The sequence below is a fragment of the Numidum massiliense genome (assembly GCF_001375555.1).
In the GTDB taxonomy this organism is placed as follows: Bacteria; Bacillota; Bacilli; order Thermoactinomycetales; family Novibacillaceae; genus Numidum; species Numidum massiliense.
Map to the genome: position 1 here is coordinate 2,429,547 of NZ_CTDZ01000009.1, position 26,561 is coordinate 2,456,107.

Below are 26,561 nucleotides of genomic sequence, written 5' to 3' on the forward strand. Positions count from 1 at the left end.
GAATTTTAATAGCCGAGTTTACAAACTAACTTTCCGACACTGTTATTTTTGTGAATACTTAGCGATAACCCGCAAAATTTCTTCAAGGTCTGTCGCTTCCTGCAGCACTTGTAATGCCTCGGGATTATCTAACAGTGTGACGAGCTGTGACAACACTTGGAGGTGGGATTCGTGGTCCACCCCTCCCAAAGCAAACACTAATTTAACCGGATCATTCGTCGGGTTACCGAAATTCACAGGCTTGTCTAGCCTTACCATGCTTAAGCAGACGCGCTTGACCCCTTCTTCCGGGCGAGCGTGTGGCATGGCTACCCCGGGTGTAATGACGATATAGGGGCCTAAGTTTTCTACATTGCGTATCATTCCTTGGATGTACCGCGGCTCCACGGCATCCGTTTCCACTAACAGATTGCCCGCGATCGTAATCGCTTCTTTCCAATCTTCAGCGTGTTGATCCAAGCGGATCGTCGATGTATCGAGCACATCTTGTAACACGGGCAGTTCTCCTCTCCGCTTAAACATTTCGGCCGTCTCGGTCACGATCTCCATACTGTTCACTTGCTTTTCAATCGCTTTGAGCTCATCCGGCGTTAAAATTGGCGATACTTTCAACGTCGGAATATTCATTCCGGATAATGGAATCGTCGTAATGATTAAATCTACCTGCTCTTTTTGTATAATGTGTACTTGCGACGACGTATATACACCGGAAATGTTCAGGCCGGGAATATTCGTTTTTAACGTTTCTACTAACAATTGCGCTGTACCGATGCCGCTGCCGCAAACGATCGCCACTTTTTTCGGCAGCGCTTGTTGCTGTTTCTTTCGCTCTAATGCCGCTCCGATATGCATCGCCAAAAAGCCAACTTCTTCTTCCGGGATGCGTTTTTTAATTAGGTGCTCGACGTACTCACTCGCTTTTTTCGTCATGTTGTAAATGTGTGCGTACCGTTGTCTCACTTGAGCTAGCAGCGGATTACGCAAAATCATGTCGTACTGAATGCGATAAATCGCCGACTTCAAATGGAGCACGAGTGCCGACAGTAGTTCTTCGTCGTCGAGATCGGTGCCGAGCCAAACTTCGATATAGCGAATGAACTCGGTGGCAATCTGTACTGCGTATTGCCAATCTTCACCTTTGCCGATGCTGTACGGGCCAGATTCGCGGCTAAACTTAGCCCCGAGGACGTGAATCGTCAGCACCGTCATTTCCGCCTCCGTTAGCTCGACAGCAAACGTCGCCTCTAAATAGTCCTTCAGTTGCCCGAGCGCGCGATACAGCGCATGATTTTTAATCGGCTTCAATTCGTCAGGCGTCACGGTCAACATGTGCCCGTCGCGGTGCCGTTTGAGCATGATGGCAATGTGGATGAGCACATTATTGAGCGCACTGTCGTACAAATGGAAGCCTTGTTTTTGGCCAATTTCCGCCATAAGCATAGATATAGACGCAATACTCTGTATAAAACGCGCGTCAAACTCATCGTAAATCATATGGTACTGTCCGTAATGACCCGGCTGTAACAACTGCAGTAAAGCCCCGGCGGCGTGAGCTAGCTGTGACCAGATGTCAGCCGCTGCGCGGCGCCGCTTCAGCTCCTCGCCTTCGATCCAGTACCCTAAACCGCGCTTCGAACACAACCGCAAGCCGTAGCGCGCAATGTCTGTATCCAAGGAACGCATATCTTCGAACAGCGCTGACGGACTGATACTTAGTTTTTCTGCTAACTGTTTAATGGTGATTGCTTCATCTTTAATCAATAGCAACAAGACGAGGATTTTTTTTCGCTCTTCCGGTGAGAACACGTATTCACCGTTGAAAAGACAGACGTTCTCTCTGTGGGGTGCTACGGTTTCCAGCCAAATCCCCACACTCGGTTTTTTCACGAGTCGATAGCCTTCCCTCATGAACTCGTCTTCGAGGCAATCGAGGTCGTAGCGGACGACTCGTTCGTTAACACCTAATCGGGACGCCAATTGCAAGGCAGTGATCGGTTGCACTTGGTTAAGCAATAGTTCCTTCAGCTGAATTCTTCGCTGGGTGATGGCCATCGAGATCCCCCTTTGCTGCCCTCCTCGCTTGTCCTACTTATATCGTAATCGCTTCATCACGGTCCTACAATAACAATTAATGTCACATTGTCGTTGTTAGATTGGGGTTAGTGCGCCTCTAACGTTTAAAAATGCTGATATATCAATGATTTTATTTTTTTTACATTTAAAGTCAGTTACGTTTAAAAAACGATACGTCGTGAAACTTTTTTACACATATTTTACACAGGGCAGCCCTCCTGCAATGCGTTGATAGGGCTGTTTTTCACTTGGCACTCCCCCAATATTGAAAGGTTTGAGTTTCTGAACGAGAACGTGATAAAATTTAAGATGTGTTAACTTGAAAGAAAGAGGGATTATTAATGGCTGGTTTCCTAGTGTTCGTCAGTCTAATTTTCTTTTTCGTATTTGTCGCGTCCCTTATTGGTCTAATAAAAGGGAGCCTAAAGATGCTTAGAATTAACAATCGCCGAACAGCTGCTGTCGTGATGGTTGTAGCCCTCGTGCTGAGTTTTGCAAGCTGCTCCACCGGCAAAGCGATTGACGATGAGTATGTAGAGAACGATGAATACGACGACGATGATGAATTTGAAACTGACAATGATACTGACGCGTATGAGGACGCAACAGATGATGTTGACGATGATGAAGACGAGTCATCAGACGATGATGATGAAGATGAGTCATCAAAAGAAGATACTACTGAAAAAGCCAAAAGTGAGCCTAAGAGCACGTCCGGATCCCAGGGAGCAAAAAAACATTACGACCGCTTAAACGAACTATACAGCGATCTGCAACAAGAATATGAAGTACATAAAAACGGTATGGATGAGGTTGCTTGGGGAGAGTTTGCGAGAAGCTGGAAAGATAGTGTCGAGGAAGTTAGCGAGGAAATAGAAGCTGCTGATTATGACAGAGGATTAAAATTTTCCCTAGGCGCGGCAGCCGGCTACCTACAGCAAACGTTCAACGGTTACGTTCAGGATTTACAAGGACGGGGTGACGCAAGCATCACCAAAGACATGGAAACAATGTTCCAAGACAACATGAAGGATGCTGAAAATGATTTGAACTAGTAAACCCCTCCCGTTATTTCGGGAGGGAACTTTTTTTATATGTATTTTTGTGAGCGGCAAAAAACGGCCTTCTATTTTCGATTCTAAGCGGAACTTGGCCTTCTTTGCCTTTGTCGCTAGCGCTTCGGCGTTTTTTCGCTCCTCGAACGCACCAAGTTGCACGCGGTACAGCTTACCGGACGGCTGTGGTATCGGCTTTGGGAACGGCAATCTGCCTTCCACTTGTTCGCTTCATTCGTTATTGTGGTGAGCGGCACAGTTTTGTCCGTGGTACGAGACATTTTATGACAGTATTCGAAGCGTTATCGTTAATGATCGCTTTTGGCGTTTTAGTTGCCATACTGTCTGGAGATAATTTAATAAAAAGTACCGCCCTCGAGCAAAGGACGCGGTCTATCCGTGGTACCTTGGGCCACCACCCTTGAAGGGTAAGCCTATTGTACGTGACCGTAGGTGTGACAGCACCTGCGGTCTTTCTTATCATACACCAAATATGGAAAAGATATTCGCGATTCTTCGCGTCTCTCTTCGTCGAAATCGCGTCGGATTGCGTCATACCTTCGTCTACCTCGATAATACCATAAACATAAAATATAATAAACACTTGGACTCACATCACTCTGTTGCTATCTTACGGTATTGTAAACCGTTGACCAAGATAGATCCAAGTTGAGTCCGTATAATTGTGTAAAAAGGGTTTTCAAAAAATAAAAGGAGCCAGTTTCAAAAATCCTCGGTTAGAATGAACATTGAGAGACCACATTCTAGAGAGGAGAAATTTGAAATGGCTCAATACCAGATTACCGCCGTAGCAAGCGGGATTTCGTCGACCCGCATTTCACCGGCAACATTGCCGAATAGTTGCATAAGCTTTTTTTCACGGTCTCACCTCTTTTCGAGACATACGAAAAGGGCACTCAGTTGAGTACCCGGTTTTACTTATCTTTTTATGCTATTGTTCCGTCTGGGACATCTGGCGCAATCGGAACATTACCTGTAGCCTCAAGTATTTCATCAAACACATAATTTTTCATCAAAAAAAGGGAGGACAGCGGGTCGTTAAGATAATCATTATCTTTATAAGGACCGCAAACCGGTCCAATTGGTTCACGTGCTTTGCTTAGGTGGCTAGCATGAATACGGATCATGTTTATGATCGTAGCGGGACCAGACAAATTACCGCTATCCCAAGTTACAACTACTGTTTTACCTCCTATGTTCCCTCGTATCGTAAAACTCATAGCCCAGCCAGCACCCCCAATACAAACTCCTCATAGTCAGTATCACGTACCAAATCATAAGACAGAGCAAACATCCAAGTTGAGTCCGTATAATTGTATAAAAAGGGTTTTCAGAAAATAAAGGGAGCCAGTTTCAAAATCCTCGGTTAGAATGAAAGTTGAGAGACCACATTCTAGGGAGGAGAAATTTGAAATGGCTCAATACCAGATTACCGTAGATCAGGAATTATTGCACCAACTTTTTTCAGGGAATTCTCGAGATGCCGGTGTCGCTAAGTTGCTCGAATCGGTGGTTAACGATATCCCGCAGCGATTCGCCGGTGTAGTTCCAGCCGCGTTTGCTTCTACTGGCAGGGATCTCGATGACGGGTGCCCTTTACTCTTCTAACTCTTTTTTAGCAATGTTTATCGCTTTTTTTGCTTCTGCTATTTCCATATCCGAGAGTTCATCACGATACTCACTCAACAACAACTTCATTTTATTAATACTTTCTTCTTTCATCAAAATCTGATAGTCTTCAAAAGCCATTCCTGTCTTTATCATTTCTGGCCACTCAGGCAGTTTCTTATGGCCTTCTTCCCTTAGCATTACTTCACCTTCTTATAAATCAAATTGTAATGCTTGGCAATTTCCTTTGTTACCTCATCTAAAAACTGATCCCATACAACGAAAATACCCTTTCCGTCGTCTAGTCGGGGATATTTTTTTCTATTTTTCTGTGTACTTTAGTGTACTTACGAAAGAAATCCAATTCCTTCAAATAAGATGCTTTGTAACTTGTTGAGTCTATTACATATCTAGACCCATCTAGACACTCTAACGTGAGTAAGGCGATGGATTCGTATCCAATAATCTTATGGATGTCAGCCTCTGAAAAAGTTGATGTCGATGGATGATTATGTGGGAATCAGGCTTTTCAGATCGCTTGTCTTTAAAAAACGTTTCAGCTCTTTACCAAGCCATACTTTATCGACGACACCATCCAATTCATATTCTATTTTACCCGTTTTCTTGTTAAGTATCACTAACTTTTCCCTTTTGTGTTCAAACATAAACTCATTTAATTGCGCATGAATTTCATTCAGTTTCCCTGCGACGGTTTCGGAAACATCTATATGCTTTTTCCAATCGATCGGTTCCTTGTTTATCTTAAAATTATGATCGTCACTAATATCGATGTGGTTTGATCTGAATGAATCTGCGGCGAATCCCCTTCGGTACCACCCCTCCAAGTCCGGCTGCGCCGATGGATCGCGATTCCATTCAATGAAAAGCTCTACAAAATCGCTGCTATCCTCGTTAAATGGAGCCAGTATCGCGTTGTGCTGCCTTTTCATCCCATACATAAGAAAAACGCTCGCGTAATAAATTCTCACAACCGCGATGCGTAAAATTCCGTTTTTCCGATATGAAGCGCTGAACGGTTCGAATCCCGTCCAGAACACTGTTATTTGCCTCTGTAGCCGTTAACACGCCCTTTTCTCGTATTAAAGTAATAAAGGACGCCGCAACCGAGTAAATAATAACTTTATCCGTAAACCCCTTGCAGAACGTCTCCAGATCGTCAGTATTGATTATCTGTTTTCTGTCCGTCGTAGTAGTACTCCTTCAAGTTGTAATACGTTGCTTCCCCGTTCCGATCGTATTTAATGCCTTGCAGGATAAACGCCGTTGGGTTCTTTATCCTATAGTCCACGGCCACTTGATAAATCTCCTCATAGTTACGCAGCTCGGCGATTGCTCGGGACTGGGCCTGAAGGAATGTTGCTTGCTTGTCCCAGGCGTGCTGTAACTCCCATTTCTTCTCATAGTCAGATTCCATGTCACTGTGACGTTTAAGGACTTTGGTCATATCTTCTCGATCCTGCACGAACATGATCCTCTGTGCACGAGCAATATCGATGGACTGTATGACGATGTTTTCCCAGAGCATGACATGGGTGCTACAAATCTCTATCCGCCATTGTTTGCAACTCTTTCCCACTGATTACCTTCTGCAACTCCAAATATTTTACATTGAACCACCACGTACATTCAACAAACCACAAATAAAAATGTGATTTGTATTGGAGGTCTCTGCTCTTTGAGAGATGCTTTAAATATTCCTCGTTTAGATGGAGCGCGTGAAAGTCCTCAGCCACTTTGTTGTAATCCAACATGTAATATTTTTTAAAATGCTCTTCATCCTTAAGGCTAGATATTTCAAAAACTTTCACACCTGGTTTAACCGAAAACAAATACCCTTTATGAGCATTAGCCCATGGAACTTTTTTTGGAGCCAGTGACATCCTTACCATCGGTTATACGTTGAAGTCCAAAAACCACCATTCCTATCTCCACTTACATCCGGCTCTTCATAATGATGGACTATTTTACTAAAATCAAGATAGTCATCACCGTTTCTTATATGTAATTGATCTTTCATTTAATAACCTCCCTTTGTCTACATTGTTCGACAAGGGGTGGTTTTTTCCTGCATCTCCGCACCAAACACTTAGTGTGACCGGCGGTTTAGAAGATCGTTGGCCTATATTAGGTGCTTTGTTTTAACTTTTTTATTCCATTGTATATCGCTGTGAATTGATCCCGACCACTAGCAAATGCTTTTTTACCCGGTTCTGATTGAAGTTGTTCGACAATAGCTCGATACTCTTTTTTTGTTTCATAAACATCAGCTATATATTGCCCGTCATCTTCATTGTAAATAAGTCTTTCTACATGAGCCAAATCGATTTTCCTCACTTCACTCACCTCCCCCTGTATATTACTATCTATACAGAGATAGGACGAGAATTTCTCATTTTTTATCTTTCCCAATATAATAGACGTCCATTAAGTATTAGGGGCGGTAGGAATCAAACCTACTGCCTGCTGTTTACAAGACAGCAGTCGTACCATTAGACCATGCCAGCATAATAAAAACACCCTGCTAAGGGTGCTTACTTATCTTCCTCTTTCTCCGCCTTTTTCCGTCTCTCTAGTTCCCTTTCTAAATCCTCCGTAGTAAACTTTTCAAGCTCTTTTTTCTTATAGTGCTCAAGAATCGCACTCGTAAAATTTTTGGCCATCTCACATTACCTCTTTCTAAGTATTAGGTGGCAGTCGTAAGACGAATTCCGTCGTCCTCACTTTGCCAGGACAGACAAAACAAACCTTCCCCCGCCCGACGGGCTATTTTTCTTTCGGCACGTTCTATCGTCGTTTGAACCGTACCCTTACTTACTACCACTAAGATACTAGCAATCTCCCCGAATAACAACAAAGATTAATAATTAATTATTTTAATCCCATTCGAATTATCGCTAGATCAATTAGTGTATTAGAAGTCTCCCTCTCATTTGCGAACATTTTTGATGCCAGTGAGAATACTTTTGAGGAGCGGGGTATTTCACCCCCCTCTATCAACCTCTTTCTCTTCCTAACTGGTTGCTCCGAGCTTGCCAACACCTTCCAATGCCGTCACCTGATAGATCGAGTATATTTTACTAATTTTGGTAAATAATGTCGCGATTTGATGGTCGTAGATGAACTGCTAGACCGTTCGCTTCGATATTCCATTTAAACCAAAACGTTTCAATCCGTAATATGGATCCCGAACGTGTATTATGCAAGTAGAAAATCCAGCAAAGTGCAATTAAAATTTCCAGCACCCCGGTTTCCAAATCTACCAATTCATGTAAGAATGCTTCAGTCGGTAACTCGTGCCACTAAATGTGATCAAGTAACTGTAATGCACAAGGCGATCGATGATCGCGTTCGTGAGTCGTTCATCGTGAAAGACACTGTTCCACTTACTAAATTCCAAGTTAGTCGTGAGGATGACGCTTCGCTTCTCATAGCATCCGGCAATGACTTGAAACAATAACTGCGCGCCTTCCCCGTTAAGGGGGATGTACCCCCATTCGTCGCAGATGAGCAAGTCCACCTTCTCCAACTGCTGTATAAATCGTTGCAATTGCCCCTTTTGGTTAGCGTCAATCAATGCATTCACGAGCGCCGCTGTGCGGTAAAACTTTACGCGCTGCCCTTGGTTGCAGGCTGCCACACCGATGGCTGTGGCAAGATGCGTCTTCCCTGTGCCGACTGGGCCGTAAAGAATTAGGTTTTCTTTACGCGCAACAAAAGATACCTCCCACTATAAATTAGTTTTATCTCGTGTTTCCTCACTCATTCACCGTATTTCAGCCCTTGACATTTGAGTGTGATGGATAATAAGTGCATAACTGTGTTTTTATGGGATCGGGGTTTGGTGCGGGAACAGAGAAATAACACTAAATTCCATATTCCCCCAGTCATTATGCGATGATCGCACCCTGGATCTCCACTTTCACCCTTGCGGTTTACCCTCCCATGTCACACGGGGTCTATTGCCCTTACATTCCTTCGTTCTACCTCTCAAGGGGTGGAGGCCGCTTCTTGCTCCCTTACTGGGTCGTTGCCCTTATGGAAATTGTACTGCGGCTACTCCGTGCTTCAGTTGTCTTTGCCTTCCCTACGGAAAAACTTAAGGTCACACGACGATTGGCTAATTCGTTTTAAGCAGCCATCTGTAACTGTTGCTGGCGCACTGGACCCAGAACATCCTTCGCATCATACGCAATCTGCCTCGTACCGAGCGTATGCAGAACTTTGATCAGTTTGCAGCATAGGGCAATAAGCGATTGCTTCTTTTTCAGGGGATTGTGACGACGTGTCGTGTAGTAACGATGCATCGCTTTAAACTCGGCATTTTTAGCGACCATCGGGAGGACACATCGGAATAGCAGGGCACGTAACCTTGCACGTCCTCGTTTACTAATACTCGCTTTCCCCTTCTTCTTGCCTGAGCTATTCTCTTTGAGATTCAACCCCGCCAAGCGGATGATTTGTTGCCCGTGGTCGTAGTCATTTAAATCACCCACTTCTGCTAGAAAACCAGCGAGTGTGACAATGCCCACACCGGGAATGGTCATCATTGCTTCGGTACCGGGGATTTTCTCAAGCAGTTGCTCCACTTGCCGCATGATCTCTTCTAGTTGGTCAGCTAACAAGGTGTACTGATCTAGCAGCATCGAACATTCAATCTTCGCGGCATACATGCCTTCTGTAAGCCCGATAGAAGTTGTCGCTACTTTCACCAACTTCTCGGCGCGCTTTATCCCGACAGCCCGCTTCACTTCCGATTTCCAATGCTTGAGAATGGCTTCGGCGCCTAAAGCGACAATCTCATTGGGCATTGGAAATTCACGCAAGGTCATTAGCGATGCTTTGCCTTCCCAGTCTTTAAACACTTGATGGTACTCAGGGAAGAAGCGGTCTAGCCAGTTCTGAATACGCAGTTTTGCTTGATTAAAGTTCACCATTACTTTTTCTCGCAGGTTCATGATGATCCGTAAATCGGCATAAACCTGTGTCGGGAACTTCGGTTCAGCGTAGTGACCGTTGCGGATAAGATCCGCGATCACTTTGGCATCTTTGTAGTCGTTTTTCGTCGGTGAGTTGTCTTCCAACTCTTTACTTCGGTTGACATGATGTGGGTTAACCACAACGACTTTGATGCCTTCTTCTTTTAAAAATGCCGCTAAAGGAAACCAATAGTGTCCAGTTGGTTCAACGCCAAACAGCACATCTGTTTTGTTGTGAACCTGTTTTAAGTCCTTCATCCACTTCACCAGTTTGGTTAGCCCTTGGTGCGTATTCTCGAACACGCAGTCTTTTCCGAGTTCGATCCCCCGAAAGTCGATCGCACGAGCGACGTGTGTCTGCTTGGCAATGTCTGCCCCAACGATTAAGGTTTTTTCGGTCATGCGTAAAATGCGTTGATTTTTCTTCTGTTTCATCTTATACTTCATGTGAGTGTCTCCTTTTGCCTTGGGATGAATGAGTGTAGCGCTACATTCTAACCCAAGCTTACTGGAGGCACTTTTTTTGTGCAAACCTCAAATTAATTCATTACAGGAATGGCTCCTTTAATGTATCGATACTGAGGGGGCGGGGGAGCTCGATCCCTTCGAACACATACCCCTCAAACGTTTTGATCCTATCAAAATTCGCTTGCTTGAGTAACCGGTTTTTACGGTTCACCTCCCGCTGTGCCACTTCACTAGCGAGTAATTGTGCAAGGAACTGTTCATGTGTCTCTGCCTGAATAGTCGGATAAACATCGACGATGTGACTGCCGAGTTTTAGCGCCTTGCAGTGGGCGGCAATCATGTCTTTCATCGCCCATCACCTTTTCTTATTCTTAGCAAGTGATCGTAAGATCCAAGATCCGTCTTGTAAATAGCATGTGACGGCACGTCGTGTGAGACAGCAAGTGTAGAGCACTCATTCGCACGCCCGGTGAGACGGTACCAAGTGGCAAGTAAGCTATCCGCGTCATCCACGCCTTGGGCGAGTGTTTCTTCCAATGCCGTCGTCGCAAGTTGCATGTCTCCTTGGCTTAGAAATTCCGCAAGTAATCGCAACCCCTTCGGTCGTCGCTCCTTGACCGTTAGGTACTCGCGCCACGGGTCGGGCAGTTGTCTGTAAAACGCCGTATACTTCATCGCATTGGGCCGTTTCGCCATGAGTGACAAATACGGTGTCCATTTCATCGCTTCTTTCCCTTCTCCGTAGATACGGGAGTGCGTGACGATGGTGCGATAGGACTCATCTTGTACAATGACGCGATCGCAGGTCACTTTGAGCCATACTTCCTGACGTGCTAACCCCGGTGATGTCGAGTAACGGTTTTTCTGAAAGCATACTTTTCCGTACTTATCAGTTTTCGCTTTGACCATGCGGTGGACGTCAAAGGCTGTGCGCGGCAGTGGCTTGAACTGTGCAGCATCTGCTTGAAACCGTTCGGCGATCTGCTCCTGATGCTTATAGTGCGTACGCTGCATATCCCGTTCGCATCGCTGTAGTAGATCAGCGTTATAAGCATCCAGATCCTCAAATTTAGGGATCGGGACGAAGAAGTTTCGCCGGTGGTAGCCGACCTTATTTTCGACATGCCCTTTTTCGTTCCCGCTATTCGGGTTGCAAAAGGTAGGCTCGAAGCCGTGGTGATAGGCAAACCGGGCAAACGAATCGACGAGTTGGCGCTCACCGTTTTTACAAATCGTCGCTACAGCCGCAGATAAGTTGTCAAACCATAGACGCGTAGGGACGCCACCGACATGCGCAAAGATTCGTTTGAGTCCTTCCAGTAAACACTCGGTATTTTGTGCGCGGAAGACTTGGACGTAGGCCGCATTGCTGTATGGGAACGACACGTTTAAATAATAGCCTTTAAAGGCTTGTCCCTTTTCTTCAAACGTAGCCTCTCCGAAGTCGACCTGTGCCTCCCCCGGCGTATGTTCGAGCGGGATGTAACCGCGCGTCTTCTCCTTAAGTGCTGTCTTCTTCTTGGCAACGTAGTACTGAACGGTCCTTAGCGATACATTGAAGGCCTCACCGTGCATTTCCTTAAGGCGTTCATAGACGCGTCGCGCAGTATGCTTCTGTTTACGCGGAGCTTTTAAGTCGCCCTCTAGCCAATCGTCGATCGTCTCCTTGTAGGGATCCAGTTTGGATCGACGCGGTTTCCGCTTCGGAGTTTCATTCCAATCCTCCATGTCGATGTACTTTTTAATCGTTTTGAAGTCGTGTGTTGTTCGCCGCTGAATTTCTCGTAAAGATAGCCCTTCCCTTTCGTATAAAGACTTGATATAGTGAACGTGAACCATTGTCAACACCTCGTGTTTTCCTCCTCTAACTGATTGCCGTCAATTAGAGGGTAGTAATTAATTGGGGTGCTGGCAATGGTCTTTTCGTTTTCCAGCTCAATGCGGGATTTTTAAGTTGCGTTTTGCTCCATTTCTATTTTGCACTAAACACGAACGGCTCAAGTAACGTCAGCGCTTGTCTCTTACTCATAACCGCCCCTTTCAAATTGACGTGCCGCAGATCCATTCCCGCTAGCGTGGCACCGCGCAAATCAGCGTTTAAGAGGTCCGCGCCTTCCCACTGGACGTGGCCGAGATTCGCCCCTTCAAATGTCGTTTCTTGCGCATTAGCAAAGCGCAAATCCGCTTCCGTAAAATCTTCACCTTCGAGCACGACGCGCTGATCCTCGTCTTCACGGGGGATATGGGGTTGTCCCAGCATGCCGTTCTCCTCCTACCTGTTGCTTCTCTTGGCTGATCCTTTCCTTACCGGCTAATACTGCAAACTAATCCTTACCATCCTCTACTCAAAATCGCACAGAAACAGAACATCCGTGCGCCCTTTTATTATATAAATCCGATGTCATCATGTCCACAACGCACTTTTCAAGCAATGTGCGCTTTTTTTCATGAACCGACACCTTCGTACATATACGTTAGAGACAGGATGTCCACATTTAAAAAAACGTTAGCTAGCTAATGACTTCATTAGCTGGCAGTTAACATCCGTTGGTAGGGGATACGAAAGACGTCAGGGGGATTGGTATGGAGGAAAATATCATTGTTCTTCTAAAATATTTGCTGCTGGGCTTGCTGCAAGGAGTGACCGAGCCGATTCCGGTTTCTTCGAGCGGTCACCTCGTCGTCTTGCAGGCACTCATAGGGGTAGAAATTGAAGGCTTAAGCTTCGAAGTGTTCGTCCATTTTGCGTCGCTGTTAGCGATCCTCTACGTGTACCGCGAGGACCTGCGCCGTATCGTCACAAACTGCGCCACTTACGTCGCTAAGCGCGAACCACGCGCGAAAACGGAGTACTTATTTACACTATATATCCTCATCGGCACGATTCCAGCGGCTCTGCTCGGCTTTCTCTTCGACGACGTCATCTCCGAGACGTTGACGGGAGTGTCGATCGTCGGTGTCACCTTGCTCCTCACGGGTGTCGCCCTGTGGCTTATCCGCAAACTGCGCGGCCACAAAGGAGAAAAAAACATGTCCGTGAAAGACGCACTCCTCGTCGGCGGTGCACAGGCGGTAGCACTCATCCCTGGCATTAGCCGCTCCGGGGCGACGCTCGTCAGTGCAATGGCCCTCGGGATCGACCGCCCGACGGCTTTGCGCTACTCCTTCATGCTCTATATCCCGATTAGCTTGGGCGGGACGATACTGAAAGTGCCGGACATGTGGCGCGATCCGCTCATCCAACAGCTGACAATTCCGTACATCGTCGCCTTTTTAGCCGCTTTCCTCGCCACGTACGTCTCGCTAAAAATTTTTATCGACGTGATGCGGCGCGGTAAATTGGTCTACTTCGCTTTTTACTGTTGGATTGCTGGGACGTTAATTTTAACTTTTTTGTAGCTGCTTTTCCGGGTAGGCCATGACAGCACCGTTAATTTTAAGCCCGACGCGCTCCCCCGGCTGGTAACTTTCCATACCTGACGTGCGCACGTTCACGGCGAAGCCGCCAAAGTGTTCGTCCAGCCGCAAGCGAACGAGAGCATCGTGACCGTAAAATGTCGTCTCGACGACACGCGCGCTAATCCCGTCAGCAAGTTCGCCAATCGTAAACTGTTCGGGCCGGATCATTACCGTCGCCCGTTCACACTGCTGGGGGCAGCACGGGGCGACGTCTAAACGGCCGAGGGGGCAATCGATCGCACCGTCACACACTTTGGCCCGTAGCATCGTCGCTTCCCCGATAAAGGTCGCGACAGCGGGGTCGGCGGGAAATTTGTACAGTGAAACGGGATCCGTCGTTTGCACAACATGCCCTTGCCGCATGACGGCGATGACGTCGGCCATCGACAGCGCCTCCTCTTGGTCGTGCGTCACCATCACCGCCGTTGCGCCAGCTTCTTTGAGTGCGTGACGTACATCTTCGCGCAGCGACGCGCGAAGGCCAGCATCGAGTGCACTGAACGGCTCGTCGAGCAAAACGAGTTTAGGAGATGGGGCGAGCGCCCGCGCGAGTGCGATCCGTTGCTGCTGCCCGCCGGATAATTCGTGCGGCATTCGCTTCGCAAAACCAGCCATACCGACGAGTGCCAGCATTTCCATTACCCGTCCCGAGCGTTTCAGTTGCCGCGACAACCCGAAAGCGACATTTTTTTCTACCGTCAAGTGCGGGAACAAGGCGCCTTCCTGTGGCACGTAACCGATGCGGCGCACTTCCGGTTTAAGGTACACGCCTTCCCCGTAAACGCGTTTTCCCCCGACTTCAATTTCGCCACGCTCCGGAAGTTCGAAGCCGGCGATACACCGCAGTAACGTCGTTTTTCCACAACCGGACGGCCCGAGGACGGCGAGCATCTGTCCCGCCTCTACTTCTAAAGAGACATCCTTTAAAACTTTTACACTGTCAAAAGACTTATTAAGCCCGACGATCCGCAGTGCTTTCATGTGTGAATCCCTCTTTTCCACCTTTTCCACTCGCTTTTCCACTTGTAAAAGAACGCATCGTCAATACATACACCGGCAACCCGGAAACGAGGATGAGGATGGCCGCATAAGGTGCCGCCGCAGCAAATTCGGCGTTCGTCGTATGTTCCCATATTTGCACAGCCAACGTCTCCACCCCTGTCGGCCGCAGCAACAGTGTCGCAGTAAGTTCCTTCATCACTTGCAAAAACACGAGCGCCGCTCCAGCGCCGATGCCGGGAAAGACAAGCGGCAACGTCACGGTAAAAAAAGCGCCTAACGGGCGTTTACCTAACGTGCGCGCCATTTCTTCTAACCGCTCTGGAGCCTGTTCAGCCGCGCCGCGAATCGACGATTGGGCGAGCGGTAAAAACAGCATCGCATAGCCGATAAGTAACAGCGGAGTCGTTTGGTACAGTGGATTGACATAGTTGACGGCAAAAAAGACGAGCGTCAACCCGACGACGAGCCCCGGCAAACAGTGAATAAAATACGGTAAGCGATCAGCTAACGTTGCGAATGGCCCCCGGTAGCGAATGGACAACATAACGAGTGGCAACGCTAACACGATCGTGAGCAACGCCCCGCCAAGGCCGAGGGAAAGCGTCGTCGTTAGCGCCGTGAGTACTTCCCGCGCCGAAAAGGCAGCTGATGTGCCTGTCATTAGCCAGTATATGAGCCTTCCAAGCGGCACTGCGACAGCGAGCAAGGCCAGTACACAAAAGCCGAGAAAGACGAAGGGCCCGCGCCAAGCGAGCTGAAACCGCCTTTGACTTCTCGCGACTCCCGTCCCCACTCGCGCATAGCGCGTGCGTCCGCGTAGGAGCAGTTCCAATCCTAAAATCGCCACGCACAACGCAAGGAGCACCGTTGTGAGCATCGCCGCCGACGTACTGTCGAATACGACCGTATACTGGTCGAAAATTGCCGTCGTAAACGTATCAAAGCGCAATAGTGACAGCGCACCGAACTCCGCTAACATGTGTAACGCGATCAGTAGTGCCCCGCCGAACAGCGCAGGGCGAAGCTGCGGTAACGTGACACGCCAAAACGTCTGCCACGCACTGTATCCGAGTGAACGCGCCGATTCCTCTAAAGCAGGATCCATGCCCCGTAAAGCAGCAGCAACAGGCAAGTGGATGAGCGGGTAATTCGATAACGTTAAGATGAGCACCGCCCCAACAAACCCTTCAAAAGAAGGACTAATCGACACCCAGCTGTAACTACTGACGAATGCGGGTACAGCAAAGGGCAACGTCACGACGACGTTCCACAGTTTGCGGCCCCACAAATTGGTTCGTTCGATAAACCACGCCGTCGCCACGCCGATCGCCATGCTGGCAGCCGTCACCGAGGCAGAAAGCATTAGCGTATTTTGCAGCAACTCGTACACGCGCGGCCGGAAAATTAACTTTAGCGCCGTCTCCCAGCCCGCTTCGTAGGCCCGTAGGGCGACGTACAAAACCGGTAGCGCGGCGAGGACAATTAAAATAAATACAGGCAAAAGGAGCCACGCCGGAGGACGTTGCCGCCGCGGCCCCTTCATACGTCTGATTCGATTGGTCGGTGAGGCGAGTAGCATTAAAGCAAGCCCACCTCTTGCAATAGTTCGAGTGCTTTTTGCCCATCACTCAGGTCGCCGAGGTCGAGCGTTTCTTCTGGCGGCGAAAGCTCGGAGAACGGTTTAATACCTTCTGTCGTCACCTTCGCATTTAACGGGTATTCGGCACTCACGTCCGTTAAAATTTTCTGACCTTCCTCGCTCGTGGCGAATTCGAGAAATTGTTGCGCCGCTTCCTTATTTTTACTCGACTTTAATACAGCGGCTCCGGAAACGGTAATCATGTCGCCGATGTCCTTATTGCCAAAGAAGTACAGTTTCGACTTCATCTTGTCGGCACCTTTTTCTTTCGCTTCAAGGTCCCAATAGTAGTTGTTAATGAGCGCGACTTCGATTTCCCCGCGTTCGACCGCTTCGAGTGCCATCTTATTGTTTTTATAAACTTTCCCGTTCGCTTTCAAGCCTTCCAGCCACGCTTTTGCTTTGTCTTCGCCGTGCAACTTAATCATTGCCGACACTTGCTTTTGAAAAGCGCCACTCGTCGGAACGTAAGCCACTTTATCTTTCCACTCGTCTTTCGCAAAATCGCGCACTGTTTTCGGCAGGTCACTTTCTTTAATAAGCTCCGGGTGGTAACAGACGACGCGCGACCGGGCTGTAATCCCTACCCACTGGTCGTCGGGATCGGTATACTGCTCTTGAATGTGTTCCCTTGCTTTCGCATCAACTTTTTCTAAAAGCCCTTTATCCGCCAGCATAATGAGCGGTGTCGTCTCTTCTGTGTAGATGAGATCGGCGGGCGATTTATCCCCTTCTTCGGCTATTTGGTGCGCCAATTCGTTACTCGATCCTTTGCGCGCTTCTACTTTAATACCGGTTTTTTCCTCGAATGCTTTAATGAGTGCGAGTGTCGCATCTTTATGCTGACCGTTGTACAGCGTCAGCGTCGGTTGTTTGGAGTCGGAGGAGTTGGAAGACTTGTCGGCCGCTTTCTCCTGATCCCCCCCTGTCGACTGGCTCTCCCCGGCGCCACAGGCCGTGAGGGAGACTACTAGCAACAGGGAAAAAAAACCTATTAAAAGCCGTGATTGAAAATGTCTATTCCGAATCATGCGAGTATCTCCTTTATACAACTTATTGATTATCATTATCACTTAAGTTCAGTATAAGCAATTTATTCGGTAGGTGTCAATCATTGTATGTGTATCATCGTTGAACGTCTACACTCGCGCGATGCGGTTTTCCATTGGTTCTTTTGTTAAAATAGTTTGTTAAAGGATGCGAGAAAAGGGCACATTAAAACAATTCGTGTAACCACACGGTTTCCCGCGAATGAAAACAAGCCTGGAAACCGAGCGATCGGTTCCAGGCCTGACACATTAAGCATTTCCTATCTTATTCGTCTCTTATTCGTCCCGCTTCGCCACACCGTTTTATTCGTCCCACACCGTCACTTCTTTCATCACGTCGCCTTGACGGATGTTTAGCACAGCCTCCATCCCTTCGATCACTTGGCCAAATACGGTATGCACCCCGTCCAAATGTGGCTGTGGCTCATGGACGATGAAAAACTGGCAACTTCCCGTGTCTTTACCTGCGTGAGCCATCGAAAGGGATCCGGCGACGTGTTTGTGCGGGTTGCCCGCCGTTTCACACTTAATCGTATAGCCCGCGCCACCCGTACCGGTGCCGTGTGGACAACCTCCCTGAGCGACAAACCCGGGAATGACGCGGTGAAACGTCAAGCCGTCATAAAACTTGTCCTTAGCCAATTTTTCAAAGTTAGCGACCGTATTCGGCGCCGCCTCCGGATAAAACTCAATCGTAATCTTCTCGCCGTTCTCCAATAAAATAGAACCTTTTTTCATTTGTAAGCCCCCTGTTCGTTTCCGTATCATTTGATCGATCGTGTCGCCTGCTCACAGCACCGTTGCAAAGGAGCTATTGGCTCATACATCGCGAGCCACGAGTCATGCAAAGGATGCGTTGTTGGAAATCACTACTTGTTCATTGTACAGACACAACAACCTCCATACTACACGATCCGCAAGGACAGTTCCACACCTTATGCCTCGAACGGTGCAGGCAGTGCTACACGTCGTTGCGCGCCCACGGAAACAGCCTTCTCGTTAGATACAGTTAGGGCGTTTACATACGGTAGTGCGATGAGTTTCTCTTACGATTACTCAGCTGCAAAAAAACGGTCAATTAACCTAGCGATGCAGTGTGTTTTCGGAAGTACTTAGTTCGCAGGCAACTTGTGCAAGTAAACAATTGACGGTTTCTACTAAACGTAGGGCGTGTCTCATGACATAATTGGGTGAGCGGCCTAATCGTACGACCCGATCGCGTAAAGGGGAATCGGCACCAATCGTACGCGCCTTCGATACGTCGTGGATCGCAGCGTTAGCCTTTGGCCGCGTAATGACTAGAATCCATCCTATCGAACTTACGGTAGTCGACGTATTCCCTGCTGTTAAGGGAAGTGCTTCTTCATCATGAACCGGTAGATACGAGTTCCGTTTCGTACTCATAATCGACGAAGGAAATGCTAGACAACAACTGCTCGTATTGATTACCCACCTTGGTTATCTCCTCTTTATTGTGAGCATCTAATTGACGGACCTTTTCCTTCTCTTTGTCCACTCGATCGTTAAAAGCATCAGAGAAGGCGCCTTTAAACCAATACTCATTGTTTTTTAGCTTGCTAATAAGTTCACTATTGATTCCATTAATTTCGGATAGCGCCTTCCGCAACGTGTTCCTCGCATTCTCTACTGATGCTTCAATGTTTTCTCCCGTAATCACCTGGGTGGCACCTTTCGTCACTTCCCATTACTCCTTTCAAGGTATGTATCAAACAATAGGGCAATCCGCTGATCCTCCGCAGCTAACGTCTTAATCCCTTCCTTATACCGATCAATTAAGTCTTCTTGACGCTGACACTCGTCGCGCAAATTGCCGAGCATTCCGTCGACGATTTCCTTCATACCGTCGGGGACTGTCGTCGGAATGTCCTCGGTAAAGCGGAAATACTTATATTTGATATGGTACTTCGCGTCAGGCGTATACCGATCCCCTTCCGATAGAAACGCATGCGTAGAAACGCATGCGGATCTGCTTCTATCTCATCCATCTTGCTCTGTACGCTGTGAAGGTGGTCATCGTAGTCATCGAGGACGTATTGTTGAAACGCCTTCTCAACGTCCGGTAATTTATCCTTTTTCTTGGACAGTAAACTCTGTCCATCCTTATACATCGTGTAGGCGGTTTCAATATTGAGCCAAATAGTCCTCCCGCCGTGCGGGCTCTTCACCGTAATAATTTCCTCGTTATCGATGATGGTCCGCCCGAAGTTTTTTGCCAAGGCTCCTACGAGAACATCTTGCATATGACCTTCAAAATCTAGTTCTTCCATTTCTTTGAGAAGATCAGCTAGTTCTCGTTCAAGCGAAATCTGCATAAATCGCGGCAAATACTGCGCGTTTAATCCTATACTCAAAAATATGAACATCTCAGCGTAAGATAGCCCTTTTCCCTTATCTGCCTGATGGAGAATACCCATAAGCGTCCGCGTAGTCAGCGGATATTTACTCACTAAGTCGTCTGGGCGCCCTTTCTCCGGATTCGAATCGAGCATGACGACGTTCTTGTCGTTCGTCAACCGATAAGCGAAAGGTAAATTTAAACTTGTTAACAAATCCTGCACGTTCCAGTAGTACGTGATTTTGTCACTGTATTTGCCCAGTTCTTCGTCGATGATAGGGATTAGGTCCTCTGGGGGGATTTTTTTAAGCTCTTTAGGATCATTGACATCAACATTAAATTTACGTTTGACTCTTTTCTTAATCCCGTCGTGAATAACAACGATGTTGTAAACATTCATTGGCGCATCGTTGTAGACGTGGGCATTTTTTATTTTCCCCCCCATCGTCGCGAGGATCATTTGCACTTCTGCTCCAGCCAGTGAGTGACCGTCAAGGTAGTAATCCGCATTACTCGGTGCATTCTTTTCGTTCACTTTTTGTATGACACGATCAATAAAGTCTTGTGCATCTTCAGTCTGTGATTGGTCTTCTCCCATCAATACACTATACGCATCGTAGTGCATGTCTTCATTCCCCGGAAAAACGATTTCCTTCAGTTTTTCCGGGTTTTTCTTATACTTTATTAAGGTGCTAAGCCATTCCTTCCACGACTTAGAAAATTGTTCAGGATCGGCTTCAGTCCCCCGCTCAAAGATGTACACTTCGTTCACATCTTTGTCGTAGAAGTGAATGGCCGTTGCATGAAAACCTGATAGATTGCCGATGCCTAGGTTACTCGAATCGATAATTTCAAATTTCGGCGGTAATTCTCCGTACTCGAGGATGTACAGCTTTTCCACATCGTCTTTCGTTATGCCGTCGTATTCGACACTCGTTAAACGCGCCCGAATGAGGTCATTTAACAGGTCTTGCTTCTTCTCCATATCGATCACCTCGCTTGCTCCTTATTGAAACTCCACGCTTTTCATCATTTGCAACGCCATCTTTTTTTCTTTTTCAAAATCGATCGGACACCTATTATGGCTGTCAAAACATGTATGTTCAAGGTTAAAATACAGCGCCTGTTTCGAAACATTATGTACAATAAACCCATAGAAGTAAAACGTTTTATCAGTACTGGCATCCCCCTCCTTATACTCGTCGACGTTTTCCGCGCAATATACCGTCTTGTTGTTGTCTTTGAACGTTTTTACTTCGGTATCAGCTGGAGCGTTGATCTTTCTGAGCATCGATCTTATTCGAGTATCGACGATGACATTCCCATCCGGTTTTAAAAACAGCTTTATCCCCTTGATTAATTTATTCTCTTTCGGTGACACGCCGTCTTGGTGCATGTAGACATTCTCTGTATCGGGATGTTCCGTGGAACTTACTCCTCGTTTCCGATAATACGATTCTTCAACTAGCACATAGTTTTCCGGAAAAAGGATTGTGTAGTACCCCGTCCCAGACCGAAATAAATGGAAGCCTTCCGGCGTCTCTGCATCTTTATCCAAAAACTCGCGCGTAAACGCATCATTAAACGCTGGTGTATCCGGTGTTTGCCACTGTTTCATTAGAAAAACTCCTCCCGTTAATAGCGCGAAAGCGATTACGATAACAAACGCGAGCTTCGTTTTCGTCCATCGAAGGCGCATACCCTCACTCCCGTAGCTTAGATTACTACTTACTCTGTCATATTACTCTCTCATATTACTCTCTCATAAAATAATCCCCCTTCCGCTGCTGTATTAAACGGGTGGGGGATTATCTCTCTCATTCAACCGTCACCTGTTGAATGAAGCTGTTATATAAATTAAGCCCTTTGTAGAGTTTTCCTCTTCTTCTCTGGCATGTCACTCATCTCGTTAACGGATACGACGTCGTCAACTTTTTTCTCCGGCTCGTGCCAGTATGCTTCGTTACCCGGTAAGTCGTCGAACCAAGAGGCGTCTGACGGGCAGTCAAGTACCATAAACTTCCCGTACTCGCCATCACGCGACTGGTGGTATTTCAAGTAAGCTTTTCCATCTTCGATTGCCAAAATTTCAATTTTCCCAGACGTATGACTCATGGAGAGGCGCACGCGCTTCCCAAGTCCGGAGGTTTTTGCTTTCGCTTGTTCGACGATATTGTACACTTCTTCCAACGTGAGAACGAAATCGTTATTGCCGCGCACGGGGCGGTTGACGAAGAAGTAATACGGCGTGACCCCCGCCCAAGACAGCTTGTCCAGCAATTCGCCCAACACGTTCGGATCGTCGTTGATCCCTTTCAACACCGGCGTCTGGTTGACGACGATCGCTCCGGCATCGTGTAACGCTTGGAAGCCTTTTCGCGCTTGTTCTGTGATTTCTCGCGGATGGTTCACGTGTGCCATAATGTAAATGCGCTTTTCCGGCGTCGAGTGTTTGCTAATGACGTCAAGCAACTCTTCGTCCTCGTAAATGCGCATCGGGTTAAACACAGGTAGCTTTGAGCCGATTCGGATAATTTTAACGTGGTCGATTGCGCGCAGCCGCTCAAGAATCATGTTAATTTTTTTCGTCGCCAAAATGAGTGGATCCCCACCAGTTAGCAACACGTTGTTAATCTCCGGATGTTCGCTAATGTACTGCAAGCCCGGCTCGACGTCGGACATCGCTTCTTTAACGTCGTGGCGGAACAAGCGCTTGCGAAAACAGTAGCGACAATACGCCCCACACACTTCGGAGCAAACTAACAGTGCCGTCGTCTTATATTTGTGCTGACAACCGGGCACGACGTAGTTCGTATCTTCGTCGGAAGCGTCCCAGCGTCCGTACTCCGACAATTCACCAGTGTTCGGAATGACGAGTTTGCGGATCGGGTCTTGCGGGTCGTCCCAATCGATTAAACTTAAATAGTAGTCGTTGACCCGAAAAACAAACTTATCCGTGATTGGTTTGAGCTTCTCCCGCTCCTCTTCCGGAATCTGCGTAATCCTATCAATGTTAGTAATGTACTTTGGTTGCGCCATAGGTAGGATCCCTTCTTTCCTTTTTATGTTATCGCACGAATATTCTTCCTCTATACCATAACATAAAAACACCCACAACGTCTAATTTAGCATCGTTTTGCGGGATTTCGCCGGTTTTTATCGAAGATATATATATTTCGTAATTTATTATATTAAAATAAAGTTAAATAAGGTTTTTATCTAAATCGAGCAATAGAATAGAATGGATGTTTAATAATAAAATATTTACGGAGGCTACAGGAGGAAAAAAAGCCACATTGGCTCGCAGATGCCAATGCATGCAGGCATTTACAGTAAATCACTCCTCCTCTTTCTCCGCTTCGCGAATTACTTTGTTCTGCTGCGCCGAATACACGTTATTAGTCCGAACATACTTTGGTAGCGGAATGCGGTGGTAATCTTTTTTTAACAATAGCGCTAAGGCGAACGCGGCGATTGCCAGCCACGGATTTTTATAAGCAAAACTAAACAGCAGGAAATTCAAGGCCACTAACACTAACCCGTACCAGATCCACTTGTTCCGTATCACGTAAGATCTCCCTCCGCTTTTCGATATTGGCCACAACCTACAGTCAGACACTTTTGCCAGTGACTTTATGACCAGTTTCACTGGTCGGCCACCTATCTTCTCCTATTTTCTTCTGCTACCGACCGATTTTCGCCGCTTACTCATTTTCGCCGTTGGGCGGCGCAATAAGCACTCGATTACTTAATCTCACAGGCTCGTAACACTTATCGCACCACCTCAACAGCTATTGGGTTAAATGCAATCTTGCGTACCGCCCTACTCTTCCAAGTTGTAGTTAAACGCCTCTTCCTTCTTGCCCGGTTGATAGTCCCCCGTCAGTTGGAACAATTTCGCTTGCATGTTTACGTAGGCGTTGTACTCGATCCGTTCCAGCATGTCATACCCTTTGCGCAACGTTTTGTCGACGACGAGAATGCCGTGCTCGCGAAGCAGTGTAGCGATCGGCAAGTCGTCTTTGCGCGTTTGTAAATATTGTTTCACGTTGTGCGCCAACTCTTTACTCGTCGCCGGCGCAAATGGCAAGGTGATAATCTCACCTAATTTTCGCGTCGCTTCACATAGGTGTGGCATCTCTAAGCCGAGCGAGGCAAACACCATCGATTCTTTCGCGTGAGCGTGGAGAACGGAGCCCGCCTCAGGCAACGCATCATATGCGGCGACGTGCATATTAAACTCGCGCGTCACTTTACCGTTTCCTTCGATTACGCGACCTTCCCGATCGATGACGATAATCTCTTCCGGTTCTAAGCGGCCAAACTTCATTTGTGACATAAGCGTCGGGGTCATAATAAAGTGTTCGTCGTTCATTTTGACGCTAATGTTACCGCCGGCGGCATTCGTAATAAACCTGTCGAACATCATCTTGGTGACTTTACATAAATCTGCGCGTTCTTCAAGGTACATCATTGGCAGTAGCTCCCCCGTTACTTCGATTGTCACATCGTGCACCGATTGTTATATCGCGCGCCAATCGGTGCACGAAGTCTAAACGAAAAACTTAACTGGCTGTTGCATTGCCTTTCAGGTACCGACCGATGTCGCAAAGGTAAACATGTGCGGCACCGATCAGCGAACTGTATCAGGCGGCGTCCATTTCTTTCGCGATTTGTTCTGAGCGCTTCTTCATCCAACGGTAGTACCAGACGAACATCGCTACCCAAGCGATTGCCAGTATGGCGCCGATCGCTTCAAAGTTAGACGCGTGTGCAAAACTGTAGCGGAACACAGGCGATTCAACTGAGAACCACGAGAGCATTTGCCCTTTCGGCACATCGACGACACCGGTCGTTTTCGCCAGATCAGTAATCGTCGGCGCGAAGAACGTTGAAGCGTACAAGAAGACTGGCGTCGTCAGTAAGCTTAAAATAATCATGCGGAGCAAGTTGCCCCCAGTGACGACTAGCGCCGGGACGACGACAGACAAGTTAATGATCCCGGCGAACGGCAACATGTTGTTACCGGGTAAAACGATGGCTAATAGCAAGATCACCGGTACGACGATGATCGCCGACACCCATACTTCGTTCCGCCCCGCCATGAATGGCCAGTCTAACCCGATGTAAAACTCCCGGCCTTCAAAGCGCTTCTTCATAAACTCGGACACGGCGTCGGACAGCGGCGCCAAAGCTTGCATAAACAGTTTTGCCACCATCGGGAACAACGTGAGCGCAGCGGCCGCCTGTACACCGAGTGTCAGCGTGTCGGAGAATGAATAGCGGGCGGCGACGGCGATCAAAATCCCGATAATGAAGCCCATCACGTGGTTTTCAGCGAAGATTCCGATCTTATCTTTCAAGTAGTCAGCGTCGACTTTTTTATTCATGCCCGGAATGAAATCGAGCATGCGGTTGAGCGGGTGTAGCACCGCCGAAAACATCATCATCCCGTGCGTACACGTAACCCCAGGAATTTGCGTCAACTGTTCAATTTGTTTTTGGTTGACGTCGGCCAGCTTCAATTCGAGAATGACTTGGATCGAAGCGACTAAAAACGCGAGGGTCACGTTACCGGAAACGCCAATCACTAATACGGCGGTGAAAATTTTCCCCCATACGTTCCACAAGTCGACGTTCAGCGTATCTGTTTGCTTGAACGCTAACATGATTAAGTTAAGCACAATTTGAATCGGAAACATGAAAAATGCGTACGGCCAAGCCCAAGCGAGGGTGGACATCGGCGGCCAACCGCCGTCGATTGCGGTCAGTTGTACGCCTGTGTTTTCCACGAGTTTTTGCGCTGCCGGACCGACGGCGTCCATCATAAACCCGACGACGACGTTCATCCCGACAAAGGCGAGACCGAGCGTTAAACCGGCAGAAAACGCATCTCTAAATTTCATTCCGGCGATGAGACCGACGATGATCATAATGAGCGGCACAAACACGGGTGCCCCCATCCCTAATATAAAGTTAACAACCGACTCTAGAGCAGCCATTTTTTCGTTACTCCCTTCTCGATTGTGATGCTATGGTGTGAAGCGATTGGGTGGTTAACGCACCGCTTAGCGCAGCGCGTTAATCACTTTTTCTAATTCTTGTTCCATACCCATGCCGGTCAAAAAGGCGATCCCGTTAATAACTGGTACCGGGTACTCTTTTTTCGGCTTCGTAATCGCGATGTAACACGCACAGCTTTTAATGTGCGTATCGAGCGACTTGATGTCGACCGCTTCGACATCAGCGTTAATGCCGCGATCTTTCAATAAACTCTTTACCTTAGACGCGACCGTTTGCGACGTTGCGACTCCAGAACCACAGGCGACAATAACTCGTTTCATCTTTCATTCCTCCATTACGGAATTATTTTATATTCTTCTTTAAAAAAGCAAGGATATTCACCGGATCGTTTTCGTTCATCAAGAAGTTCATCGCCTCTTCTTGCATGAACATGTCAATGAGCTTTTGCAGTAGAGCCGTTTGTTTCTCGGACCGTTGCAAGCCGAGCATAAAGACGAGTTCTGCTTGCACATATTGGTCGTCCGTTCCCATCTCCATGAACTGTATCTGTTGCAAAGGCCGAATGAACACGATAAAAGGCTTGTTAATGTGTTCTGGATCAGTGTGTGGGATCGCTACGTGGAACGGCGCTGTCCTGAGGCCCGTCGGATAGTTCCCTTCCCGCGTCTTGATCGCTTCCTTAAACGTCTCTTTCACGTAACCTTTTTCCTGTAAAAAAGTGACAACTTTATCGAATAACTCTTCTCGATCGCCGTAATTGCCGTCTAAGATGATTAAATCTCGTTGAAACATTTCACTGAAGGTATCCAT

Annotated in this window: 31 protein-coding genes and 1 pseudogene; 4 read left to right on the forward strand and 28 right to left on the reverse strand. The window is 47.4% G+C overall.

The window, feature by feature from the left end:
- Window positions 1–42: 42 nt before the first annotated feature.
- Complete coding sequence (locus tag BN1247_RS11510; protein WP_054950516.1) at window positions 43–2,052, reverse strand: BglG family transcription antiterminator; 2,010 nt, start codon at window positions 2,050–2,052, stop codon at window positions 43–45.
- 362 nt (window positions 2,053–2,414) lie between these two features.
- Here BN1247_RS11510 and BN1247_RS11515 point away from each other — a divergent pair, with 362 nt between their 5' ends.
- Entirely contained in the window at window positions 2,415–3,128 is a 714-nt protein-coding gene (locus BN1247_RS11515; protein ID WP_054950517.1) for a hypothetical protein, read from the forward strand.
- Here the strand turns inward: BN1247_RS11515 and BN1247_RS17215 are convergent.
- Window positions 3,039–3,350 carry an SPOR domain-containing protein gene (locus BN1247_RS17215; protein WP_082415913.1) on the reverse strand — a complete coding sequence of 104 codons (312 nt, stop codon included), beginning with the start codon at window positions 3,348–3,350 and terminating at the stop codon, window positions 3,039–3,041. The genes BN1247_RS11515 and BN1247_RS17215 overlap by 90 nt on opposite strands.
- 62 nt (window positions 3,351–3,412) lie before the next feature.
- Here BN1247_RS17215 and BN1247_RS18590 point away from each other — a divergent pair, with 62 nt between their 5' ends.
- Window positions 3,413–3,553: a putative holin-like toxin gene (locus BN1247_RS18590; protein WP_222705241.1), complete on the forward strand. Its 141-nt coding sequence runs from the start codon at window positions 3,413–3,415 to the stop codon at window positions 3,551–3,553.
- A gap of 522 nt (window positions 3,554–4,075) precedes the next feature.
- Here BN1247_RS18590 and BN1247_RS11520 read toward each other — a convergent pair.
- Complete coding sequence (locus tag BN1247_RS11520; RefSeq protein ID WP_187119778.1) at window positions 4,076–4,276, reverse strand: hypothetical protein; 201 nt, start codon at window positions 4,274–4,276, stop codon at window positions 4,076–4,078.
- A 286-nt stretch (window positions 4,277–4,562) separates the two neighbouring features.
- On the opposite strand from BN1247_RS11520, the gene BN1247_RS11525 reads away from it, so the two are divergent.
- On the forward strand, window positions 4,563–4,757 hold the full coding sequence (locus tag BN1247_RS11525; RefSeq protein WP_054950519.1) for a hypothetical protein: 195 nt from the start codon (window positions 4,563–4,565) through the stop codon (window positions 4,755–4,757).
- Here BN1247_RS11525 and BN1247_RS11530 read toward each other — a convergent pair.
- From BN1247_RS11530 to BN1247_RS11580, 11 genes and pseudogenes are all read right to left on the reverse strand, one after another.
- Window positions 4,746–4,958 (reverse strand): hypothetical protein, encoded by a 213-nt coding sequence (locus BN1247_RS11530; protein WP_054950520.1) that lies wholly within the window; start codon window positions 4,956–4,958, stop codon window positions 4,746–4,748. The genes BN1247_RS11525 and BN1247_RS11530 overlap by 12 nt on opposite strands.
- A gap of 308 nt (window positions 4,959–5,266) precedes the next feature.
- The gene (locus BN1247_RS11535) at window positions 5,267–5,815 is read right to left on the reverse strand and encodes a hypothetical protein (protein ID WP_054950521.1); all 549 of its coding nucleotides are present in this window, start codon (window positions 5,813–5,815) and stop codon (window positions 5,267–5,269) included.
- A 119-nt stretch (window positions 5,816–5,934) separates the two neighbouring features.
- A complete protein-coding gene (locus BN1247_RS11540) occupies window positions 5,935–6,303 on the reverse strand; it encodes a hypothetical protein (protein WP_054950522.1) in 369 nt (122 codons plus the stop codon).
- A 357-nt stretch (window positions 6,304–6,660) separates the two neighbouring features.
- Window positions 6,661–6,795 carry a hypothetical protein gene (locus BN1247_RS18420; protein WP_261796039.1) on the reverse strand — a complete coding sequence of 45 codons (135 nt, stop codon included), beginning with the start codon at window positions 6,793–6,795 and terminating at the stop codon, window positions 6,661–6,663.
- 107 nt (window positions 6,796–6,902) lie between these two features.
- Window positions 6,903–7,112, reverse strand: coding sequence for a hypothetical protein (locus BN1247_RS11550; protein ID WP_054950524.1), 210 nt, complete (start codon window positions 7,110–7,112; stop codon window positions 6,903–6,905).
- 197 nt (window positions 7,113–7,309) lie between these two features.
- Window positions 7,310–7,438 carry a hypothetical protein gene (locus BN1247_RS18425; RefSeq protein WP_261796040.1) on the reverse strand — a complete coding sequence of 43 codons (129 nt, stop codon included), beginning with the start codon at window positions 7,436–7,438 and terminating at the stop codon, window positions 7,310–7,312.
- 596 nt (window positions 7,439–8,034) lie between these two features.
- Window positions 8,035–8,493 (reverse strand): annotated as a pseudogene (gene istB, locus BN1247_RS11560) (IS21-like element helper ATPase IstB); the annotation flags it as partial.
- A gap of 412 nt (window positions 8,494–8,905) precedes the next feature.
- On the reverse strand, window positions 8,906–10,189 hold the full coding sequence (locus BN1247_RS11565) for an IS110 family RNA-guided transposase (RefSeq protein ID WP_187119678.1): 1,284 nt from the start codon (window positions 10,187–10,189) through the stop codon (window positions 8,906–8,908).
- 112 nt (window positions 10,190–10,301) lie between these two features.
- Window positions 10,302–10,571, reverse strand: a complete 270-nt coding sequence (locus BN1247_RS11570) for a P-loop NTPase family protein (RefSeq protein ID WP_054950525.1) — start codon at window positions 10,569–10,571, stop codon at window positions 10,302–10,304.
- Entirely contained in the window at window positions 10,568–12,061 is a 1,494-nt protein-coding gene (gene istA, locus BN1247_RS11575) for an IS21 family transposase (protein WP_231633401.1), read from the reverse strand. Before istA ends, BN1247_RS11570 begins: the two co-directional genes overlap by 4 nt.
- Before the next feature lie 133 nt (window positions 12,062–12,194).
- Window positions 12,195–12,482 carry a pentapeptide repeat-containing protein gene (locus BN1247_RS11580; RefSeq protein WP_054950526.1) on the reverse strand — a complete coding sequence of 96 codons (288 nt, stop codon included), beginning with the start codon at window positions 12,480–12,482 and terminating at the stop codon, window positions 12,195–12,197.
- Between the two features lie 323 nt (window positions 12,483–12,805).
- On the opposite strand from BN1247_RS11580, the gene BN1247_RS11585 reads away from it, so the two are divergent.
- Window positions 12,806–13,621: an undecaprenyl-diphosphate phosphatase gene (locus tag BN1247_RS11585; protein WP_054950527.1), complete on the forward strand. Its 816-nt coding sequence runs from the start codon at window positions 12,806–12,808 to the stop codon at window positions 13,619–13,621.
- On the opposite strand, the gene BN1247_RS11590 is transcribed toward BN1247_RS11585, so the two are convergent.
- The 14 genes from BN1247_RS11590 to BN1247_RS11650 all read right to left on the reverse strand — a co-directional run bounded on the left by BN1247_RS11590 (window position 13,607) and on the right by BN1247_RS11650 (window position 26,561).
- Window positions 13,607–14,662 (reverse strand): ABC transporter ATP-binding protein, encoded by a 1,056-nt coding sequence (locus tag BN1247_RS11590; RefSeq protein WP_054950528.1) that lies wholly within the window; start codon window positions 14,660–14,662, stop codon window positions 13,607–13,609. The genes BN1247_RS11585 and BN1247_RS11590 overlap by 15 nt on opposite strands.
- Window positions 14,634–16,262: an ABC transporter permease gene (locus BN1247_RS11595; RefSeq protein WP_074011139.1), complete on the reverse strand. Its 1,629-nt coding sequence runs from the start codon at window positions 16,260–16,262 to the stop codon at window positions 14,634–14,636. The genes BN1247_RS11590 and BN1247_RS11595 overlap by 29 nt, the downstream gene beginning before the upstream one ends.
- Window positions 16,262–17,353, reverse strand: coding sequence for an iron ABC transporter substrate-binding protein (locus BN1247_RS11600; protein WP_054950529.1), 1,092 nt, complete (start codon window positions 17,351–17,353; stop codon window positions 16,262–16,264). Before BN1247_RS11600 ends, BN1247_RS11595 begins: the two co-directional genes overlap by 1 nt.
- A 321-nt stretch (window positions 17,354–17,674) precedes the next feature.
- Entirely contained in the window at window positions 17,675–18,109 is a 435-nt protein-coding gene (locus BN1247_RS11605; protein ID WP_054950530.1) for a peptidylprolyl isomerase, read from the reverse strand.
- A 628-nt stretch (window positions 18,110–18,737) separates the two neighbouring features.
- A complete protein-coding gene (locus tag BN1247_RS11610; RefSeq protein ID WP_054950531.1) occupies window positions 18,738–19,070 on the reverse strand; it encodes a hypothetical protein in 333 nt (110 codons plus the stop codon).
- The gene (locus tag BN1247_RS17780) at window positions 19,067–19,231 is read right to left on the reverse strand and encodes a hypothetical protein (protein WP_157360864.1); all 165 of its coding nucleotides are present in this window, start codon (window positions 19,229–19,231) and stop codon (window positions 19,067–19,069) included. The genes BN1247_RS11610 and BN1247_RS17780 overlap by 4 nt, the downstream gene beginning before the upstream one ends.
- Window positions 19,228–20,712 carry a DUF6792 domain-containing protein gene (locus tag BN1247_RS11615; RefSeq protein WP_315969689.1) on the reverse strand — a complete coding sequence of 495 codons (1,485 nt, stop codon included), beginning with the start codon at window positions 20,710–20,712 and terminating at the stop codon, window positions 19,228–19,230. The genes BN1247_RS17780 and BN1247_RS11615 overlap by 4 nt, the downstream gene beginning before the upstream one ends.
- Before the next feature lie 21 nt (window positions 20,713–20,733).
- Window positions 20,734–21,345, reverse strand: coding sequence for a hypothetical protein (locus tag BN1247_RS11620; RefSeq protein ID WP_147675238.1), 612 nt, complete (start codon window positions 21,343–21,345; stop codon window positions 20,734–20,736).
- 239 nt (window positions 21,346–21,584) lie between these two features.
- Window positions 21,585–22,766, reverse strand: a complete 1,182-nt coding sequence (locus BN1247_RS11625; RefSeq protein WP_054950534.1) for a KamA family radical SAM protein — start codon at window positions 22,764–22,766, stop codon at window positions 21,585–21,587.
- Between the two features lie 298 nt (window positions 22,767–23,064).
- Complete coding sequence (locus BN1247_RS11630) at window positions 23,065–23,295, reverse strand: hypothetical protein (protein WP_054950535.1); 231 nt, start codon at window positions 23,293–23,295, stop codon at window positions 23,065–23,067.
- 255 nt (window positions 23,296–23,550) lie between these two features.
- Window positions 23,551–24,201 (reverse strand): class II aldolase/adducin family protein, encoded by a 651-nt coding sequence (locus tag BN1247_RS11635; RefSeq protein WP_054950536.1) that lies wholly within the window; start codon window positions 24,199–24,201, stop codon window positions 23,551–23,553.
- A gap of 172 nt (window positions 24,202–24,373) precedes the next feature.
- Window positions 24,374–25,729, reverse strand: a complete 1,356-nt coding sequence (locus BN1247_RS11640; protein ID WP_054950537.1) for a PTS galactitol transporter subunit IIC — start codon at window positions 25,727–25,729, stop codon at window positions 24,374–24,376.
- A 66-nt stretch (window positions 25,730–25,795) separates the two neighbouring features.
- Window positions 25,796–26,071, reverse strand: coding sequence for a PTS sugar transporter subunit IIB (locus tag BN1247_RS11645; protein ID WP_054950538.1), 276 nt, complete (start codon window positions 26,069–26,071; stop codon window positions 25,796–25,798).
- A 22-nt stretch (window positions 26,072–26,093) separates the two neighbouring features.
- The gene (locus BN1247_RS11650; protein WP_054950539.1) at window positions 26,094–26,561 is read right to left on the reverse strand and encodes a PTS sugar transporter subunit IIA; all 468 of its coding nucleotides are present in this window, start codon (window positions 26,559–26,561) and stop codon (window positions 26,094–26,096) included.

Coding starts and splice junctions, on each gene's coding strand:
- BN1247_RS11520 (WP_187119778.1), bottom strand. CDS start 4,276: ATGATCCGTATTCATGCTAGCCACCTAAGCAAAGCACGTGAACCAATT.
- BN1247_RS11620 (WP_147675238.1), bottom strand. CDS start 21,345: ATGAAACAGTGGCAAACACCGGATACACCAGCGTTTAATGATGCGTTT.
- BN1247_RS11625 (WP_054950534.1), bottom strand. CDS start 22,766: ATGGCGCAACCAAAGTACATTACTAACATTGATAGGATTACGCAGATT.
- BN1247_RS11530 (WP_054950520.1), bottom strand. CDS start 4,958: ATGCTAAGGGAAGAAGGCCATAAGAAACTGCCTGAGTGGCCAGAAATG.
- BN1247_RS11565 (WP_187119678.1), bottom strand. CDS start 10,189: ATGAAACAGAAGAAAAATCAACGCATTTTACGCATGACCGAAAAAACC.
- BN1247_RS11635 (WP_054950536.1), bottom strand. CDS start 24,201: ATGATGTACCTTGAAGAACGCGCAGATTTATGTAAAGTCACCAAGATG.
- BN1247_RS11600 (WP_054950529.1), bottom strand. CDS start 17,353: ATGATTCGGAATAGACATTTTCAATCACGGCTTTTAATAGGTTTTTTT.
- BN1247_RS11570 (WP_054950525.1), bottom strand. CDS start 10,571: ATGAAAGACATGATTGCCGCCCACTGCAAGGCGCTAAAACTCGGCAGT.
- BN1247_RS11650 (WP_054950539.1), bottom strand. CDS start 26,561: ATGGATACCTTCAGTGAAATGTTTCAACGAGATTTAATCATCTTAGAC.
- BN1247_RS11605 (WP_054950530.1), bottom strand. CDS start 18,109: ATGAAAAAAGGTTCTATTTTATTGGAGAACGGCGAGAAGATTACGATT.
- BN1247_RS18420 (WP_261796039.1), bottom strand. CDS start 6,795: ATGAAAGATCAATTACATATAAGAAACGGTGATGACTATCTTGATTTT.
- BN1247_RS18425 (WP_261796040.1), bottom strand. CDS start 7,438: ATGGCCAAAAATTTTACGAGTGCGATTCTTGAGCACTATAAGAAAAAA.
- BN1247_RS11595 (WP_074011139.1), bottom strand. CDS start 16,262: ATGCTACTCGCCTCACCGACCAATCGAATCAGACGTATGAAGGGGCCG.
- BN1247_RS11580 (WP_054950526.1), bottom strand. CDS start 12,482: ATGCTGGGACAACCCCATATCCCCCGTGAAGACGAGGATCAGCGCGTC.
- BN1247_RS11615 (WP_315969689.1), bottom strand. CDS start 20,712: ATGGAGAAGAAGCAAGACCTGTTAAATGACCTCATTCGGGCGCGTTTA.
- BN1247_RS11645 (WP_054950538.1), bottom strand. CDS start 26,071: ATGAAACGAGTTATTGTCGCCTGTGGTTCTGGAGTCGCAACGTCGCAA.
- istA (WP_231633401.1), bottom strand. CDS start 12,061: ATGGTTCACGTTCACTATATCAAGTCTTTATACGAAAGGGAAGGGCTA.
- BN1247_RS11510 (WP_054950516.1), bottom strand. CDS start 2,052: ATGGCCATCACCCAGCGAAGAATTCAGCTGAAGGAACTATTGCTTAAC.
- BN1247_RS11590 (WP_054950528.1), bottom strand. CDS start 14,662: ATGAAAGCACTGCGGATCGTCGGGCTTAATAAGTCTTTTGACAGTGTA.
- BN1247_RS11540 (WP_054950522.1), bottom strand. CDS start 6,303: ATGCTCTGGGAAAACATCGTCATACAGTCCATCGATATTGCTCGTGCA.
- BN1247_RS17780 (WP_157360864.1), bottom strand. CDS start 19,231: ATGAAGGAAATCGTCGACGGAATGCTCGGCAATTTGCGCGACGAGTGT.
- BN1247_RS11525 (WP_054950519.1), top strand. CDS start 4,563: ATGGCTCAATACCAGATTACCGTAGATCAGGAATTATTGCACCAACTT.
- BN1247_RS11515 (WP_054950517.1), top strand. CDS start 2,415: ATGGCTGGTTTCCTAGTGTTCGTCAGTCTAATTTTCTTTTTCGTATTT.
- BN1247_RS18590 (WP_222705241.1), top strand. CDS start 3,413: ATGACAGTATTCGAAGCGTTATCGTTAATGATCGCTTTTGGCGTTTTA.
- BN1247_RS11585 (WP_054950527.1), top strand. CDS start 12,806: ATGGAGGAAAATATCATTGTTCTTCTAAAATATTTGCTGCTGGGCTTG.
- BN1247_RS11640 (WP_054950537.1), bottom strand. CDS start 25,729: ATGGCTGCTCTAGAGTCGGTTGTTAACTTTATATTAGGGATGGGGGCA.